Source organism: Mycobacterium triplex, from assembly GCF_000689255.1.
GTDB lineage: Bacteria > Actinomycetota > Actinomycetes > Mycobacteriales > Mycobacteriaceae > Mycobacterium > Mycobacterium triplex.
In genome coordinates this window covers 1,868,676-1,886,370 of the sequence record NZ_HG964446.1, presented here as the reverse complement: position 1 = coordinate 1,886,370, position 17,695 = coordinate 1,868,676, and the positions used below count along the sequence as shown (strand labels likewise).

At 65.5% G+C, this 17,695-nt stretch carries 15 protein-coding genes and 1 tRNA gene; 4 read left to right on the top strand and 12 right to left on the bottom strand.

Annotated elements, in window-relative coordinates; translation table 11 throughout:
- Positions 1-28: 28 nt before the first annotated feature.
- The 3 genes from BN973_RS08825 to BN973_RS08815 form a co-directional block, all read right to left on the bottom strand.
- Positions 29-967, bottom strand: a complete 939-nt coding sequence (locus BN973_RS08825; protein ID WP_036467424.1) for a methionyl-tRNA formyltransferase — start codon at positions 965-967, stop codon at positions 29-31.
- 88 nt (positions 968-1,055) lie between these two features.
- On the bottom strand, positions 1,056-2,534 hold the full coding sequence (locus BN973_RS08820; RefSeq protein WP_036467421.1) for a DHA2 family efflux MFS transporter permease subunit: 1,479 nt from the start codon (positions 2,532-2,534) through the stop codon (positions 1,056-1,058).
- 199 nt (positions 2,535-2,733) lie between these two features.
- The gene (locus BN973_RS08815; protein ID WP_036467419.1) at positions 2,734-2,967 is read right to left on the bottom strand and encodes a hypothetical protein; all 234 of its coding nucleotides are present in this window, start codon (positions 2,965-2,967) and stop codon (positions 2,734-2,736) included.
- Between the two features lie 124 nt (positions 2,968-3,091).
- Here BN973_RS08815 and BN973_RS08810 point away from each other — a divergent pair, with 124 nt between their 5' ends.
- On the top strand, positions 3,092-3,580 hold the full coding sequence (locus BN973_RS08810; protein ID WP_036467417.1) for a glutathione peroxidase: 489 nt from the start codon (positions 3,092-3,094) through the stop codon (positions 3,578-3,580).
- A gap of 426 nt (positions 3,581-4,006) precedes the next feature.
- Here the strand turns inward: BN973_RS08810 and BN973_RS08805 are convergent.
- The 3 genes from BN973_RS08805 to BN973_RS08795 all read right to left on the bottom strand — a co-directional run bounded on the left by BN973_RS08805 (position 4,007) and on the right by BN973_RS08795 (position 5,358).
- A tRNA-Met gene (locus BN973_RS08805) sits at positions 4,007-4,083 on the bottom strand.
- Positions 4,084-4,156: 73 nt separating this feature from the next.
- Positions 4,157-4,684: a cupin domain-containing protein gene (locus BN973_RS08800; protein ID WP_036467415.1), complete on the bottom strand. Its 528-nt coding sequence runs from the start codon at positions 4,682-4,684 to the stop codon at positions 4,157-4,159.
- Positions 4,685-4,722: 38 nt separating this feature from the next.
- Positions 4,723-5,358, bottom strand: a complete 636-nt coding sequence (locus BN973_RS08795) for an HD domain-containing protein (RefSeq protein ID WP_198048982.1) — start codon at positions 5,356-5,358, stop codon at positions 4,723-4,725.
- Positions 5,359-5,478: 120 nt separating this feature from the next.
- On the opposite strand from BN973_RS08795, the gene BN973_RS08790 reads away from it, so the two are divergent.
- On the top strand, positions 5,479-6,450 hold the full coding sequence (locus BN973_RS08790) for a GlxA family transcriptional regulator (RefSeq protein ID WP_232232044.1): 972 nt from the start codon (positions 5,479-5,481) through the stop codon (positions 6,448-6,450).
- 1 nt (position 6,451) lies between these two features.
- Here the strand turns inward: BN973_RS08790 and BN973_RS08785 are convergent, their stop codons facing one another.
- From BN973_RS08785 to BN973_RS08775, 3 genes are read right to left on the bottom strand one after another with little or no spacing between them, the layout of a single operon-like run.
- On the bottom strand, positions 6,452-7,156 hold the full coding sequence (locus BN973_RS08785) for an alpha/beta fold hydrolase (RefSeq protein ID WP_036467409.1): 705 nt from the start codon (positions 7,154-7,156) through the stop codon (positions 6,452-6,454).
- An 11-nt stretch (positions 7,157-7,167) separates the two neighbouring features.
- Positions 7,168-8,307, bottom strand: a complete 1,140-nt coding sequence (locus BN973_RS08780) for an LLM class flavin-dependent oxidoreductase (RefSeq protein ID WP_036467406.1) — start codon at positions 8,305-8,307, stop codon at positions 7,168-7,170.
- On the bottom strand, positions 8,304-9,698 hold the full coding sequence (locus tag BN973_RS08775; protein WP_036472189.1) for an FAD-dependent oxidoreductase: 1,395 nt from the start codon (positions 9,696-9,698) through the stop codon (positions 8,304-8,306). Before BN973_RS08775 ends, BN973_RS08780 begins: the two co-directional genes overlap by 4 nt.
- 198 nt (positions 9,699-9,896) lie before the next feature.
- Here BN973_RS08775 and BN973_RS08770 point away from each other — a divergent pair, with 198 nt between their 5' ends.
- Positions 9,897-10,865 (top strand): helix-turn-helix domain-containing protein, encoded by a 969-nt coding sequence (locus tag BN973_RS08770; RefSeq protein ID WP_051641181.1) that lies wholly within the window; start codon positions 9,897-9,899, stop codon positions 10,863-10,865.
- Positions 10,866-10,882: 17 nt separating this feature from the next.
- On the opposite strand, the gene BN973_RS08765 is transcribed toward BN973_RS08770, so the two are convergent.
- Together BN973_RS08765 and BN973_RS08760 are read right to left on the bottom strand one after the other, a co-directional pair.
- Positions 10,883-13,867, bottom strand: coding sequence for a UPF0182 family protein (locus BN973_RS08765; protein ID WP_036467404.1), 2,985 nt, complete (start codon positions 13,865-13,867; stop codon positions 10,883-10,885).
- 59 nt (positions 13,868-13,926) lie between these two features.
- Entirely contained in the window at positions 13,927-14,949 is a 1,023-nt protein-coding gene (locus BN973_RS08760) for a YlbL family protein (RefSeq protein WP_036467402.1), read from the bottom strand.
- A gap of 78 nt (positions 14,950-15,027) precedes the next feature.
- Here BN973_RS08760 and BN973_RS08755 point away from each other — a divergent pair, with 78 nt between their 5' ends.
- Entirely contained in the window at positions 15,028-16,416 is a 1,389-nt protein-coding gene (locus BN973_RS08755; RefSeq protein ID WP_139830188.1) for a zinc-dependent metalloprotease, read from the top strand.
- Here BN973_RS08755 and pstS read toward each other — a convergent pair.
- Positions 16,413-17,516 (bottom strand): phosphate ABC transporter substrate-binding protein PstS, encoded by a 1,104-nt coding sequence (pstS, locus tag BN973_RS08750; protein WP_036467397.1) that lies wholly within the window; start codon positions 17,514-17,516, stop codon positions 16,413-16,415. The genes BN973_RS08755 and pstS overlap by 4 nt on opposite strands.
- Positions 17,517-17,695: the final 179 nt, after the last annotated feature.

Genomic DNA, 17,695 nt, shown 5'->3' with positions numbered 1-17,695 from the left:
GCGCAAGGGCTTTTCGTCGCTGACCACACTATGGGTGGCTATCCAGGTAGCCCCCACGCCGAAAGTATTTCTCCCCAGAGCATTCGACCCCGTCCGAGGAACGGACACGAGTGATCAGCAAGCCGCGGTTGCCCCCTCGACGCACGTCCGGCCCGCACGCCACCACACCGCCTTCCTCCTGCACCATCACCCGGCCCGGCGTACCGCCGTACCGGGCGCTCGAGACACGCGCCTCGAGAACCTCGATTCGCTCTCCGCGGTAGTAGGTGAAAGCACGGGGATAGGGGTCGGACAGCGCGCGCACAAACCGCTCGAGATCCGCTGCCGGCCAACTCCAGTCGATCAAACTGTCGCGTTCCGAACGCTTGTGGAAGTACGTCCGTTCCGCCTTGTTCTGGGGCCGAAAGACGGCGGTGCCCGACTCCAGCGCGGTCAACGCTTCGTCCAGGGCTCCCGGAATCAGGTCCATGCCCCGCATCACCAGTTCGGTGCCGGTGTCGGTCGGTCCGATCGGCAGCGAGCGCTGGACCAGGATGTCGCCGGTGTCCAGACCGTCGTCCATCCGGTGCACAGTCAGGCCGAACTCGGACTCCCCGCTGATCAGTGCCCACAGCACCGGGGAAAACCCGGTGAGTTTCGGCAGCAGCGAATCGTGAAAGTTCAAGGTGCCGTGCGGTGGAAGGTCATACAGCTCCGCCGGCATCCGGTGGTACCAGCTGTTGACGACGATGACGTCGGGCTCGAAGTGACTGACCAAATCGATGATTTCGGCGTCAACGTGCTCGGCGAAGTGCACCGGGATGCCGTGGTCGCGGGCAAGTTGGTCGACCGGCGCCGACCAGATCGCCTTGTAGGATTCGCTGCTGGCGGGGTGGGTCACGGCGAGTACGACTTCGTGCTCGAGATCGATCAGCGCCTGAAGGGTCTTGTAGCCCCACGTCTGGAACCCAAAAAACACCACGCGCATGACGCAAAACCCACTCACTGTTCGCCCCGGCCACGACGGCACTCCTCAGAGCACCATCCACAAGCACGGAAGCTTACCTTAGGCTTCCCTAAGTTTGCGAACGGGCCGGGGCGGCAACAACGACCGGCTTCTTCGGCAGGAAGGCCGCGGGGACGATCGTGCCCGCCGCCAGCGCGGCGGCCACCACAAACACCGCCGTGTATGCGGTGCCCAGGTCGTTCTGGCGATTGAGCTGATCGGTCAGCAGGACGGCCATCAACGCGGCGCCAATGGCGCCACCTAACTGGTCGGTGATGCCCAGCAGGGTGGTGGCCCGCGCGATCTGATGCGGCGCCAACGACTGCACGCACCCGGCGGACAGCGGCGTGGCGGCGCAGCCGATTCCCAGGCCCATGACCAGCAGGCCGGCCAACAGCGTCGGCGAATAGTCGGCCTGGTGGGCGACCCCGATCGTGAAGATGCCCAGCCCCGTCGCCAGCAGCGGGAAGCCGATCAGCACCATCCTGCCGGGCCCGAATTTGTCCATGACCGCCCCGGACAAGGGCGTGGCCACGACGACGCCGACTCCCATCGCGATCAGGTGCAGCCCCGACTGCATCGGCGTCTGGTGCAGCGCGACCTGGAAATAGCTTGGAACCACGAGCAAGACGCCGACGTAGGTGGCGGCGAACAGCAGCAGCGTCACGTTGGCCAACGAGACCACCGGGTTGGCGAACAGTCTCAGGTCGACGAGCGGGTGCTCGGTGCGGCGCCAGGCGTGAACGGCGAAGGCAACGATCAATGTCAGGCCGATCGCTATCGGCATGAACACGTGGGGATCGGCGAGGGTCGGATGCTCGGGAATGGACGAGACCCCGGCCAGCAATGTCGCGACGCCGGGTGAGAGCAGCAGCACGCCGACGACGTCGAGTGCCTCCGACGGCGCCGGACGATCCTTCGGAAACATGATCGCCGCAAGCGCGACAGTGGCCAGGCCGATCGGCAGGTTGATCAGGAATATCCACTTCCAGCCGTAGGTGCCGATCAGCCACCCACCCAGGATCGGCCCACCGATAGGGCCGAGCAGGAAGGGAACCGCCCCCACCGCGACCAGGCGGCCGAGCCGCTTGGGGCCTGCCTCCCGTGTCACGATCACGAAACTCAGCGGCGACAAGATGCCGCCACCGATTCCTTGAAGTACCCGAAAAGTGATGAGCAGCAAGATATTCGGTGCGATTGTGCACAGCAACGAAGCCACCGTGAAGACGGTGACCGCGAATATGAACAGCCGTTTGGTGCCGGACCGGTCGACTGCCCAGCCGGTTACCGGGACGACGGCCGCGAACGCGAGCAGGTAGCCCGCGATCGTCCACGAGACGACGGCCGGAGTGGATCCGAATTCGGCGACGAAGGTGCGCTGGGCGACGGCGACCGCGGTCGCGTCCAGAAACCCCATCAGGGCGCCCAGCCCGCATACCGCGCCGATCCGGAGCAGCCTGGCGTCCAGCTTGTCGGGGTGGTCGGCCTCACCCACGCCCGATTGCCCGATGGTTGCCGACGGCGCGTCGTTCATAGCGCTGCCGAGCATATAGACGGCAACTGAGTGCGCCGCGCCGACGTTGTCTCGGCAGCTACCCGCCGGGGTCTAGTGCCGTGAGCCAATAATTTTCATCGCACGTTGCTTTGGCTCGCCGAACGTGGGTGATATGCACGAAAAGTGCTGGAATTGCGTGCATATCACCCACGCTCGACGTAGCCTTCCAATCGCGGATTAACGACTCACGACACTAGTCCTCGGACTTGTCGGCGTCCCCGGTGTCTTCGGATTCGCCGGACTCTTCGGATTCGTCGGACTCGTCGAGCTTGTCGGCGAACTTCGTCAGGAGCCCCGCCAGCTTTCGGGCCTCGTCGGATGCCAGCGAATCTTCGAACACTTGGTCTTCGTCGTCAGAGATGCGCTCAAGGCAAACCGCGTTGCTCTTGATGCTGACGTCCCACCGGCTCCCCTCTTGAGTAGCCATTCGATCCCGCCTTCGATTGGTGACCAGGAATTAAACGCTGCCGCGTTATCGCGTCGGGTACCCACTTCCGACGGCGGCGAACAGGCGTAGCCCTGAATCGGTTCGGTGCGTTAGCGTCATCGGCGTGACCCTCAAAGACATCGCCCTGACCACGCTCGACGGCCAACCGACCACACTGGCCGAATTGTCCGACGGCGCAACGCTCGTGGTGAACGTAGCTTCCAAATGCGGGCTGACGCCGCAGTACACGGCCTTGGAGAAACTGGCCAAGGACTACGGCGACCGGGGCCTGACGGTCGTCGGCGTGCCGTGCAACCAGTTCATGGGCCAGGAGCCGGGCACGGCCGATGAGATCCAGGAGTTCTGCTCGACGACCTATGGGGTGACGTTCCCGTTGCTGGCGAAGACCGACGTCAACGGCGACGACCGCCACCCGCTGTACGCCGAGCTGACCAAGGCCGCCGATGCCGACGGCGGCGCTGGCGACATCCAGTGGAACTTCGAGAAGTTCCTGCTCTCCGCCGACGGTGAGGTGGTCAACCGGTTCCGGCCGCGTACCGAGCCCGACGCCCCCGAGGTCATCAGCGCTATCGAGGCCGTGCTGCCCCGATAACCGGCACGAAAACGGCCCCCGAAAGTGCCGGGTTCTAGCGAGTAGATCACCACCCGTTTCCGAGCACAATTCGATGAGTAGTCATGAATTTTCCTGGCACCCAGCGGCGTAGCTGATACAGCATCGCACCATCCGGGAGAACCGTGAGTTTGGATCACACCTGTCCCCGGCAGGGCGCAGAGCAAGGCCCCCACCCGACCGCTATGAGCCCGCTTGGCAGTGACTTTCCGCGCAAACCCATGTTTCGGCAAACGTCCCCAAAACGCCGCAGAGCCGGGATTCCCTAAATCGTCACTGAAAAAGGGAGACGACCGCGCCGCGCGAATGCTCATCCAAGTTAACTAGCAAACCTGGCTACTGTTTCCGGATACCGGTGCGCGCGGCACGAAAACGGCCCCCGGAAGGATCTCCGGGGGCCGTCTCGCTTGGTAGCGGGGACAGGATTCGAACCTGCGACCTCTGGGTTATGAGCCCAGCGAGCTACCGAGCTGCTCCACCCCGCGTCGGTAAATGCAAGGTTACCGAACCGGTGTCGAGGCGACCAAATCGCGGGCTCAGCGGGGGTGACGGCGTCGCTCAGTGCGAAGGCGGGTTCAGCCCGTATCGCCGCGCGATGTCGTCCATCCAGGCCGGCGCCCCGTAGGTCAGCCCGTACTTGTCGGCGAGTTCGCCGAACTCGGGCAGCTCGTGCAGGGGCTTACCCGCCGAGTCGTCGGCGTGCTCGACGAGCAGCTCACCGAGTTCCCGGAAGTAGTTCTCGAACCCGCCCGGAGTGATGATCTCGACGATGCGGCCCGGCTCGCTGCCGGCGTTCCACATGGCGTGCATCTGCCCGCGCGGCTTGGTGATGTAGCCACCGGGGCCGAGCACCACCTCGCTGTCGTCGGAGCGGAAGCCGATCTCACCCGCCAGCACGATCGAGTGCTCGTCCTCGCGGGTGTGCCGGTGCGCCGCGGTGAGCAGCCCGACCTCGAATGGGTGCTCGACGATGGACACCTCCCCGCCGTTGGTCTTGCCGGACAGTTTGAACACCGCCCCGAAACCCGGGAGCGCGACGACCTCGCCCTCCCCCGGCTGCACCACCGTCACACCGATTTGGTTCATCTCACTCACCTTCCTCGGTAAACCCTTGCGCCGCAAATCTACTCGGGCCAGCTGTTGGACAGGATGACGTCGACGAAGTTGTCGCGGGCGAATGCCGGGTCGAAGTGCGCGAGCACGTCGTCGTTGACCGTGCCGAAGGTGCTGTGCGGGCGGTGCTTCATTCCGTCGTTGAACGCGGTCAGGATGCGCTGCTTGAAATTCGGGCGCGGATGAGCCGCGGTGACCGCGTCCAGAGCCTCGGGAGACAGCTCGTCGCGCTCGATGCCCAGCACGTCGGTTTCGACACCGGCGGTCACCAAGGCGACTTCGGGCGCCAGGAATTCGGGGATGCCGGGAGTCGTGTGCAACGCGATGCTCAACCACACCTTGTCGGCGTCGGCCCGATCGACGTCGTGCTCCAGCAGGAACTCCCGTGCCGCGTTGGCGCCGTCGACCTCGAAGCGCAACATCGAGCTGCGGTAGCGCTCGGTGAGGCCGATGTCGTGGAACATCGCCCCGGCGTAGAGCAGCTCCAGGTTGGGTTCCAGTCCGCGCCGACGTCCCTGCAGGGCACCGAACAGGAACACCCGGCGGGAGTGGTCGAAAAGCAAGTCGTCTTCGGCCTCGCGGACGTGCGCCGTGATTTCGCGCACCAGTTCAGTGTCGGGTATCGCGATGCCGGCAATGGTGTCCACAAGTTGAATATCCATCGTCTGACCTCCTCGTTGGTGTTGGTTGTCAGTTTGCGGGGGTTCGGGCAGACCGACCCTTGTCGTTCCCGACGTCTTCTCCACAGAAAGCGACACAATGGTTTGGTGGCCGAAGCCGGAGCGCGTTCGAAAGTGGTGGTAATCGTCGTCTTCGACGGGGTGACGCTGTTGGATGTCGCGGGGGCCGGCGAAGTGTTCGTCGAGGCCAACCGGTTCGGCGCCGACTACCAGCTCAAGATCGCCTCGCTGGACGGCAACGACGTGACCAGCTCGATCGGGACGCGATTGGGCGTCACCGACTCCCTTTCGGCAATCGGCTCCGCCGATACCGTGATGGTCGCCGGCAGCGACAATCTGCCCCGGCAAGCGATTGATCCCGCACTGGTCGGGGCCGTCAGATCGCTGGGCGCACGGACAAGACGTCTGGCGTCCATCTGCACGGGGTCGTTCATCCTCGCGCAGGCCGGCCTGCTCAGCGGCCGGCGCGCCACCACGCACTGGCACGAAACCCGGCGATTGGCCCGGGCGTTCGGGGATGTCACCGTCGAGCCGGACGCGATCTTCGTCCGGGACGGCGACGTCTTCACCTCCGCCGGGGTTTCGTCGGGCATCGACCTGGCGCTGGCGTTGGTCGAAATGGATTACGGGACAGAGCTGGTCCGGGACGTGGCCCGGTGGTTGGTCGTTTATCTCAAACGCGCGGGCGGCCAATCACAGTTCTCGGTGTTGGTCGAGGCCGATCCCCCGGCAGACTCGCCGCTGCGCTCGGTCACCGATGCGATCGCGGCCGATCCCGCTCGTGATCACAGCGTGTCCAAGCTCGCGGCCAAGGCGTCGTTGAGCACCCGACAACTGACCCGGCTGTTCCAGTCCGAGCTGGGAATGACACCGGCGCGCTACGTCGAGTTGGTTCGGGTCGACTTCGCCCGCGCCGGGCTCGAAGCGGGCCGGACCGTCACGGAAACAGCGCATCTCGCGGGCTTCGGTAGCGCCGAAACGCTGCGCCGGGTATTCGTCAATCACCTCGGCATCAGCCCGAAAGCTTACCGGGATCGGTTCCGCACGGCCTGCGCCTGAATCAGGCCGACAAGATCGCCGCCGCCGCTTCGTCGGGGTGGGTCAGAATGCAGTTGTGGGTGCCCGGTACGACCGCGGGCCGGACACCGAGCCGCCCGGCGAATTCCGCAGCGGGCCTGGGCAACGCGCGATCACTGTCGCTGGCGATGTAGGCAGTGGGAACGTCGAGACCGTCCGCCTCGATGTCGAGGGCGTCGATGAAGTAACGACCTGGCTGAGCTGTCTGCAGCTCAGCCACCAACTGCTGAAGTTGGGGGGCGACGCCTTGCATCAATTCCCGCTCCACATACGCCAGGGTCGGTGCAATCGCGCCGCCGGGTGATTCATCGATCAGTCGTAAGATCAATTCCTGTTTCTCGGTTGGGTTTTCGTCTACCAGCGACCTACCCCGATCAGGGACATGGGCGTTGAAGTAGACCACCTTATGCACGGTGTCCTTGAGTAGATGTGCTGCGCCCGTAGCGGGATAGCCGCCCCAGCTGTGCGCGACCAGGACAACATTGTCGAGGTCGCGCACCTTTTCGACGATGTAGTCGACCGCGTCCCGCAGTCGGTAGCCCGCCGGGTCGTCGCCGTCGCGCAATCCCGGAAGCGTCATCCCGATCGTCCGATGACCCACAGCGCGAAGCCGTTTGGCTACCGGGCGCCAGGACCAGGCCGCCTGCCAGGCACCGGGTACCAGCACATACGTCGGGGGTTGCACCATGGTAGGCCGGCTCACAACTTGCGCAGTCCGCGAAGGACTCTGGCGAACGGGACGCTTGCGGCCAGGCCGCGGCCGAGGCTGTGTTGCACGCCGCTGAGATTGCCGATCACCGGATACTGCAAGCCTTGATCGCGCCATTCGGCCACCTGGTCGATGATGTCAGCGGGTGTACCGGTAAGGAGCATCTGGCGCAGCAGCGATGACGGTACGTCGGCGGTCAGCGACACCACGGCACGTTCGTCCAGCGTCTGCGGGATGATGTCCTGGGCCCCGGTGAAGTCGTCGCCAAGCGGATGATTCGCTCCGTGGGTAGCCCACAACCGTGCGGGCGCGTTGAGCGCGAACGCTCTCATCGGAGGCGAGTCCAACGCTTCGTCGATGTGGTCGTGGCTGTGACCGGTCATGACGAAGAACAAGCCCGCGGCGGTGATTGACATCGGATCGCGCCCGGCGTCGCAGGCCGCGGTCCGGACCGTCGCCAGGCCGGCGGCGTAGTCCTTCGGCCGGTGGGTGAAGGAGGCGGGAAACCATCCATCCGCATACCGCCCGGTGGCCCGCAACATGCGCGGCCCGTGCGCGGCGATCCAGACATCCGGCCACGTCCCGCGGTGAGGCGGCAATCCGAACGCGGCGTTGCGCAGTGGGAAGAAGGGCGAGTCGCGGGTGACGAGTTCACCGCCGGAGTTCCACAGCGCGCGAATTGTCGCCAGGGCTTCTTCGAAGCGCGCCACCGGCTTTGACCAATCCACGCCATATGGTTCGTTGCTTGCGCGGGCGCCCGTTCCGATTCCGAGGATCGCTCGTCCCCGGGTCATCAGATGCAACGTGGCCGCTGCTTGGGCGGTGACGGCGGGATTGCGCCGGCTGGCGTCCGTCACCCCAATCCCAAGCCGCCGCTTTCCCAACCGGTTTCGGGCGACCAGATGACCCAGCACCGTCCAGGGATCGTAGTGCGCGTCGATATTGGGCGCCAGCCGCGCACTTCCGACGTATTTCGCGGTCATCACTGCCGGAGGAAACAGTGAGTTGATGTGGTCGGGCAACCAGTACGAGTCCATCCCGGTGCCGACCGCGGTGAGATAACCGAGGCTCACCAATGCCGTCGGCGAGTAACGGGTGTGCAGCGGTTGTTCGATCAGGCCGACCTTCACGTGTTCACCTCCTGGCGGTCTGTGATGACCGCCGCCGGTATCCGTCCGCGTGCGGCGCGCGTCCCTTTGACCACCCGGGCCACGATCGAGGGCCTCAGCAGCCGAGATGGCGGGTCAATCATGTTGAGTGAGCGTAAGAACTGCTGGACAAGGGCGGGCTCGGTCTCGGCCGCGGCGAACACCCGTTCCAGGTAGGCATTGGCCACCCTCATGGTGGCCGGTCGCTTGCCCGCGATCTGGGGTAACGCCAAATCCGAACTCACGGCCGAACGCCAAGCCACGCGAATCTCCTTGGTGCAGTTGCGAAAAAACCGCCGCTGCAGCCCTCGATCGCCTCGCGATAGGCAGTCCCGCAGGACGAGCGCCTCGATCGCTGCGACGGACATGCCTTGCCCGTAAAGCGGATTGAAGTTGCACAGTGCGTCGCCGATGACGATGAGCCCGGCGGGCATCCGAGCCAATTTGTCATAGCGGCGCCAACGGTTGGAGGGAAACCGATATTGGGTGACGTCCGCGAGCGGTTCGGCGCGCCGGGCGGCCGCCAGCACGTGCGCGGGCGCCAGCTCGCTCAGGCAGCCCAGCAGTGCCGCGTGATCGGACGGCGCCCGCTGTCCGGCCACCGTCTGAACCGCGAGCATGTACGTGTCGTCCTGGCCGGCGAACATCGCGTACCCGCGCGGCCGGCTGGGCTGGGGCGCGGCGAACGCGATGAATTCGCGCAACGCGCCCGCGGGCAGGCGGACCGGCAACCCGGCGTAGGTGACGTGCACGGTCAGTTCGTCTTCCCGCGGGCGACGAAAGCCGAGCTGTTCGAGAAACACCGGTGTGCGCGAACCTCGCCCGGTGGCGTCCACGACAAGATCGGCGTTCAACGATGTCTCGGTGCCGGAGGCCCGGTGGGCCACCACCACGCCGGTCACCCGGTCACGCCGGACGGTCGATGTGAGCCTGACCGCATCGTGGCCGTCGACAATCGTCACGTTGGGAATCGCGGTCACCCGACGACGCAGGCTCCACTCCAAAAACACTCGGTGCACGTAGTACATGGCCAGGGATTCGGGGTCGGGAATTCGGCCCGATCGCTGGAATTGGTGCCCGCTGAACGTGACACACAGCCGCGACAAGTCGCCGTCGTCCCAGACTCGTGCGCCGGCGGCAACCAACTCGTCGAGAAAACCCGGGAACAGCCGATCCATGATCCGCATTCCGCGCGCCGCCGGAATGTGGGGCATGACGCCTTGCGGCACGCCGCGGCGGGGCACCGGTTGGCCGGGCAGTGTGTCTCGCTCGACGACGGTGACCTGGTCATAGGATTCGGCCAGCACCCGGGCAGCCAGCAGCCCAGCGATACTGGCTCCGAGAACGATTGCGCAACGGTGGGATTCGGGCAAGTTCGCATTCTCCTGTGACGTCAAAGGCTTACGGCGGTGGCCGTGCATCAGGTCTATCGCGGGAGAAAGACGAAGGCGTGTCGCAGGCGTGCGTGATGTACACCAGACGCGCGCCGACTAGGGTCGCGCGTGCGGTGTCGCAATTTGTGGGATAGCTGTCCTGTCTGCACCGGCTACCGAATCGCGCCGAACCCCAGAATGGGCAGCGTGACTTCGCGACATGAGGATTGCCGCGCGGGCGCGGAGCACGCACCGGCATTCATCACGCCTGAAAACGTGTCCTACCGAATGGGTTTCGCGCCCTCGGCGAGAATGACGGCTTCGAACGGCACCCTGTCGGCGGCCATCTGGCGATTCGAACACAAGTCGGAGTATGAAGTGCGTGGCCCGGCGGTCGAGAACACGGACCTGATCTCGATCACGATAAGCGGAGCCCACCACCACACCTATTTCGGCAACGGCCGCCGCAAATGGAGCCGGGTGCACCCGCCGTTTCACATGAACGTGGTGGTCGCGGGTGAGGAACCGAGAGGGATTTTCCGCTCGGAGCAGCCATTTAGCTATCTGCACGTGTATATCCCGCACGCCATGGTCGAGCGGATCGCCGTGGAGAGTGGCGCGGTCAGAGCGGGCCGGTCGGTCACCCTGATCGATCCGATGTGTTCCCGAGATCCACTGGCGGAGCAGATCTGCCGGGGGCTCGTCCGCGAATTGAAACAGCGCGACGGGTGTTCTCGCATGATGGTCGAGTCGCTCGGCCATCAACTTGCCGTGCGCCTGGTGCGTCAGCATTCGAGTGCTTCCGGGTCGACGGCTCTAGCAACGAAAACCGGCTCGCGATACCGTGATTGGCGGCTGCGACGCGCAATCGACTACCTCGAAGCGCACCTGTCGGCCGACGTGGGCGTCGTCGAGGTCGCCGACGCGGTGGGCCTGTCACCAGGCCGCCTGACGGCGCTTTTTCGCGAGGGAACGGGCGAAACACCGCACCGCTGGCTGATGAACCGCCGCCTCACCCGGGCCTGTGAATTGCTGGCCACCCCGTCATACAGCATCACCGAGATCGCACACCGGTGCGGATTCGCCAGTTCTCAACACTTGGCCACCGTGATGCGTCGACAGCTTGCGACGACACCGACCGGCTACCGTCGAAGCATCCTCGCCTGATCTGGCGAGTCGGCGAGCTACTTCGTGTTGTTGTACTTGGTGATCGCATCGTCGAGCCGCTGCAGCGCCGCCCCATAGCCGGCGAAGTCGCCCTTCTTCTGGGCATCCCGCGCCGCGTTGATGGCTGTCTGAATCTCTTGCAGGGCAGCGGCTTTCGCTGGTGACAGTGTCGTAGACCCATCCGGAGCCGGGGGCACCGCCGTGGGCGGGTTGTTCGGGCCCGGTGGCGCGCCTTGGGGCGCCGGCGGAGCCGCGGGCGGGTTCGCGGGCGCACCGGGATCGGTGGGGACGATTCCCGTCGCGGCCGCACCCGCACCGGGACCGAACAATCCGGTGAGTGCGTCGCCGACGGTGGGGCCGTAGCCGATCTTGTCGTTGTACATCATCGCCACCCGGATCAACCGCGGGTACGACGAGGCGGCGTCGCTGGCCCCGGGAGAGGCGTAGACGGGCTCGACGTATAACAATCCGCCCTGCGCAACGGGCAGCGTCAGCAAGTTGCCCCAACGTATTCGGTTCTGGTTGTCCCGCCCGATCACACCGAGGTCCTGGGACACCGCCGGGTCGGTGGTGATCGCGTTGTTGGCCAGCTTCGGGCCGTTTACCTGACCCGGGATGGTCAGCACCGTGATCTTGCCGTACGTCGCGGGATCGGAGCTGGCACTGATGTAGGCGGCCAGATAGTCGCGTTTGAACCTGTTCATCGCGCTGGTCAACTGATACGACGACGTATTGTCGTTCTTCGCAATGTTTTTCGCGACGATGTAATAGGGCGGCTGATAGCTGCTGGCCGTCGGATTCGGGTCCAGCGGCACATCCCAGAAGTCAGAGGTGGAGAAGAACGTCACCGGGTCGTTGACGTGATATTTCGCCAGCAGCATGCGCTGCACCTTGAACAGGTCCTCGGGATAGCGCAGATGCGCGGCGAGCTCGGGGGTGATGTCGGTCTTGGGCTTGACAGTGCCCGGGAACACCTGCATCCAGGCCTTCAGCACCGGATCCTGCTCGTCCTGCTGATACAGCGTGACGGTTCCGTCGTACGCGTCGACCGTGGCCTTCACCGAGTTGCGGATGTAGGACACCTGCTTGTCGGGCCCAAGTTTGTTGAACGCCACCTCGGTGGAGTCGGCGGTCGCGGACTCCAGCGACGTGAGTTCGGAGTACGGGTAGTTGTCCAACGTGGTGTAGCCGTCGATGATCCACACCAGGCGCTTGTTGACGATCGCGGGGTACACCGCGCTGTCGGTGGTCAGCCACGGAGCCACCGCCTCCACCCGAGCAGCCGGATCACGGTTGAACAGGATCTTGCTGTTAGAGCCGATCACGCTGGAAAACAGGAAGTTTCGCTCGGCGAACTTGGCCGCGAACACGCTGCGGGACAGCCAATCGCCGATCGGGACCCCGCCGAGCCCGGTATAGGTGTAGTTCTTGGTTTCGGTGTTGGTCTCGTAGTCGTACTCGCGGTCCGCGCCGTTGCGTCCGACGATCGCGTAGTCGGCCGAGGTGTTGGAGATGACCGGCCCGAAGTAGATGCGCGGCTGATCCAGCGGCGCCGGCCCATCGGACACCACGCTGCCGTTGGCGCCGACGACGTTGACGAGAAACTCCGGGTAGCCGCCGTTTTGGGTGGGATCGTTGGCGATGCCACGCACGGTGTTGGCCGGCGACGCAATGAATCCGTTGCCGTGGGTGTAGACGGTGTGCCGGTTGATCCAGTCACGCTGGTTGTCGATCAGCCTGTCCGGGTTGAGTTCTCGGGCCGCGACCACGTAATCGCGCAGCACGCCGTTGCGGTCCAGGTAGCGGTCGATCGACAGCTGGTCGGGGAAATAGTAGAAGTTCTTGCCCTGCTGGAACTGGGTGAACGCCGGGCTGATGATCGTCGGGTCAAGCAGCCGGATGTTCGAGGTCGTCGCGCGGTCGGCCGCGACCTGCTGGGCGGTGGCCTGACTGTCGCCGCTGTAATTGCGATAGGTCACCTGGTCGGACGTCAGCCCGTACGCTTGTCGTGTCGCCGTGATGCTTCGGCCGATGTATTCGCTTTCCTTTTGCGCGGCATTGGGTCTCACGCTGATCTGCTCGACGATCAACGGCCAGCCGGCGCCCACGATCAACGACGACAGCAGTAACAACACCAGGCCGATCGCCGGAATCCGCAAGTCCTTCAGCACAATCGCGGAAAAGACCGCGGCGGCGCAGATCAGCGCGATCGCCATCAGGATCAGCTTGGCCGGCAGCACGGCGTTGATGTCGGTGTAGCCGGCACCGGTGAACGGCTTGCCCCCGCGCGTGTGCGACAGCAACTCGTAGCGGTCCAGCCAATAGGCGATGGCCTTGAGCACTACCAGCGTGCCGATCAGGCTGACCAACTGGATCCGCGCCGAACGGCTCAGGGCGCCGGTGCGCCCGGACAGCCGGATGCCACCGAAGATGTAGTGCGCCAGCAGGTTCGCCACGAACGCCAAGAACACCGACACGAACAGGTAGCTCAGCACCAGCCGGTAGAACGGCAACTCGAATGCGTAGAAGCCGAGATCCTTACCGAATTGCGGGTCCCTGATCCCGAAGCTTTGGCCGTGCAGGAACAGCTGGATCCGCACCCAATAGCTCTGCGCGATGATCCCGGCCAGCAGTCCGATCGAGGCGGGGATACCGATGGCCACCAGCCGCAACCGGGACATCACGACGGTGCGATAGCGCGCCACCGGGTCGTTGTCGTTGCTCGGGACGAAGACCGGACGGGTGCGGTAGGCCAGCGCGAGCCCGGCGAACACGATGCCGCCGACCAGCAGGCCGGCGATCAGGAACACCACGATGCGGGTCATCAGCACGGTGGTGAACACCGAGCGGTAGCCGAGCTCGCCGAACCACAACCAGTCGACGTAAGCGTCGATGAGTCGCGGGCCGGCGAGCAGCAGCGCGATCACGCCGAGCGCGATCAAAATCAGCATCCGGCTGCGCCGAGTCAGCTTCGGCATCCTTGCGGTGGGCCGCATCCCCACTGGCTACGCTCCCTGATCAATGTGACCTCGACGGTCACAACTGTACGCAGAATTGCGGGCTAGCAACTCGGCGCCTGACCTCCTTGTTGGATCGCGTGCAGCGCATCCACCGCTTGCCCGAGCGTCTCGACCTTCACCAAGCGCAAGCCGTGCGGATTGTCCGAGGCCGCCTCGTAGCAATTCTTTGCCGGCACCAGAAACACCGTGGCGCCGGCCTCCTGGGCGGCAACCATCTTGTGCGTGATGCCGCCGATCTGGCCGACCTTGCCGTCGGACGTGATGGTGCCGGTCCCCGCGATGAACGTCGAACCGGCCAGATCACCGGTGGTGAGCTTGTCGATGACCGCCAGGCTGAACATCAGCCCGGCCGACGGCCCACCCACATTGGCGAGGTTGAAGTCCACCGAAAACGGCGCCCACGGTGCGTCGAGCACCGCGACACCCAGGAAGCCGTAGTCGCGGTCTTTGTTCGTGCCCAGCGTGATTTGCGCGACGCCGGCCGGCTCGTTCTTGCGACGGTAGTCGATCGTCACGGACTGGCCGGGTTTGGTGTTCTTCAGCAATCCGGTGAACTGCTCGACCGTGGTGACCGGGGTGCCGTTGACCGCGTCGATGGCGTCGCCGGACTTCAGCTTGCCCGTCGACGGACCGGGGTCGCTGACGGTGGCGACGGTGACGGCGGGCGCGTATTTCAGATAGCCCAGGGCGGCATAGGCGGCGCTGTCCTCGGAGTCTTTGAAGTCGGCGTTGTTGGCCTTGTCGACGTCTTCGCGGGACTTGCCGGGCGGGTAGATGAGGTCGCGCGGCACCAGCTGCTCCTGGCCGGAGAACCACAGCGTGAGGGCCTCTCCCAGGCTCAGTTCGTCACGCTGGGAAACCGTCGTCATGTTGAGATGCCCGGTCGTCGGGTGAGTTTGGGTGCCCACGATCGCGACCACTTGCTTACCGTCGACCTCGCCGAGCGTGTCGAAAGTCGGGCCCGGGCCCAGTGAGACGAACGGCACCGTCACCACCGCGAGCAACACGCCGAAGACCAGGATCGGCACCAGCGCGACCGCCAAGGTCAGAATCCGCCTGTTCACGCCGCTTACACTAACCGGACACCGCGGCGGCTCGTTCAGCTACAAGCGTGACGCCGGATGGCAACTTCTATTCCCGCGGTGAGTACCGTTGGGGTTATGGCTGACCTGCCTTTCGGCTTCTCCCCCGGAGAAGACCCCGAGCGCGACGAGCACGGGAAGAAGAAGCCCGAGTCCGGCTCGGGCCCGTCGGACCCGCTCGGCGCATTCGGCATGAGCGGGGATTTCAGCATGGGTGACCTGGGGCAAATCTTTACGCAGCTGGGTCAGATGTTCAGCAACGCGGGCACCGGACCGGCTGGCGGCCCCGCGTCGGGACCCGTCAACTACGACCTGGCCCGCCAAGTCGCGTCCAGCTCGATCGGCTTCGTCGCGCCGATCCCGGCCACGACGAACTCGGCGATCGCCGATGCGGTCCACCTCGCCGACACCTGGCTCGACGGCGTCACCGCGCTGCCCGCCGGTACCACCAAGGCAGTCGGCTGGAGCCCCAACGACTGGGTGGAGAACACCCTGAGCACCTGGAAGCGGCTGTGCGACCCGATGGCCCAACAGATCTCCACGGTGTGGGCGTCGTCGCTGCCCGAGGAAGCCAAGGGCATGGCCGGTCCGCTGATGGCGATGATGTCGCAGATGGGCGGCATGGCGTTCGGCTCGCAGCTGGGGCAGGCCCTGGGCCGGTTGTCCCGCGAGGTGCTGACGTCGACCGACATCGGCTTGCCGCTGGGGCCCAAGGGCGTGGCCGCGATCATGCCGGACGCGGTGGAAACCTTCGCCGCCGGGCTCGAGCAGCCGCGCAGCGAGATCATGACGTTCCTGGCCGCCCGCGAAGCGGCCCACCACCGGCTGTTCAGCCATGTTCCCTGGCTGGCCAGCCAGCTGCTGGGCGCCATCGAGGCCTACGCCAGGGGCATGAAGATCGACATGAGCGGGATCGAGGAGCTGGCCCGGGACTTCAACCCCGCCTCGCTGTCCGACCCGGCCGCGATCGAAAACCTGCTCGGTCAGGGCGTTTTCGAGCCCAAAGCAACGCCCGCGCAGACCCAGGCGCTGGAACGGCTGGAGACACTGCTCGCGCTGATCGAGGGCTGGGTGCAGGTCGTGGTGACCGCCGCGCTGGGCGACCGGATTCCGGGCGCGGCCGCGCTCAGCGAGACGCTGCGCCGGCGCCGGGCCAGCGGCGGTCCGGCCGAGCAGACGTTTGCCACGCTGGTCGGTCTGGAGCTGCGCCCGCGCAAGCTACGGGAAGCCGCCGCGCTGTGGCAGCGGCTGACCGAAGCGGCCGGCATGGACGCTCGCGACGGCGTCTGGCAACATCCCGACCTGCTGCCGGGCGCCGAGGATCTCGACGAGCCCGCCGGCTTTATCGACCGCGTCATCGGCGGTGATACCAGCGGAATCGACGAGGCGATAGCACGACTCGAGCAGGACGACCCCGGCTCCGACGGCGGACCTACCGGCTCCGCCTAGGCGGTGATCTTGGCGATCTGGGCGTCGGACAACGTCCGCACCGCGTCCGGGATCGGCCTGAGGTAAATGTGAACGGCGTCAAGGAATTTGGGGCCGCTGCCGTCCGTCAACACCCAGTGCAGGAAGGCCTGGATGGTCTGCGCGACGGCCGGGTCCTTCTGCTTGCTGTAGACGATGGCGTATTCGTAGTTGACGATCGGGTAGCCCTCCTCGGCGGGTCCGTTTACCAAGGAGATGACCTGGTTCGCCGGGGTTTGCGGGGCGGACCCGGCGGCCTCGGCCTCGACGCTCTCGGCGTCGGGCAGCACGTAATGGCCTGAGGCATTGGCCAACTCGGCCTCGCCCAGCCCCTTCTGCGCAGCCTCCGCCTGGTAGCGGGTGCCGAGGTAGGCGACGCAGCCCGGGCTCTGGGCGCAGCCGGCCACCACGGCTGCCATTCCGTTCTGACCCGACGCGCCCGGGACCGCGGGAAAGTCGACGGCGGTGGCGAAGCCGGGCGACTTGCCCCACCCGTCGGGGTCTTGCTTGGACAGGTACTGGGTGAACAGGAAGGTGTCGTTGCTTCCGGGGTCGGTGCGGTGTAGCGGCAGCACCGGGATCGCCGGCAGGTTCTGCCCGGGATTCAGGGCAGCGATCTGCGGGTCGTTCCACATCTTGATCGCGCCCTTGTACATGGCCGCCAGCACTTTTCCGTTCAGCTTGAGGTGCCCGGCGACACCGGGCACGTTGTAGTTGACGTGCAGCGACGAGATGGCCAACGCGATGTTCAGCAGTCCTGGGTGCGCGGACATGTCGCCGTCGGTCAGGTAGAGCCCGGACGCGCCGATGTTGACCGCGCCGTCGGCAGCCTGCGAGATTCCATTGCCCGACACGTCGCTGTCGACGTTGATCGTGACGTTGGGGTACTTCGCGTGGTACGCCGCAGCCCACGCGTCCATCAGCGGGTAGAGGTTGTTGGAACCGGTCTCCGTCAAGGTCACGTTGGACGTCGCCGGCGCGGTGGCGACGTGAGCGGCAGGGTTCGTCGGTTGCGAAGAGCAGGCCGCCGCGACGAGCATCACCGGCACGGCAAGCCGCAGCCCACCAAGACGAATGTTCATCAACCGACCTCACCTCTGTCCCGTTTGATTCTGTGGTCCACTACGGTGCCGAGAGCCCGCGATCACTATCGCAGCTCCGTTCTTCGAGCGCAGGAGGAGTTTCGGTAGACAACCCTCGCGCCCCGGCGCCCGCTGAGCTGTGGATGACCGATCGAAGCGCCGCCCCGGCCGTGGCACAG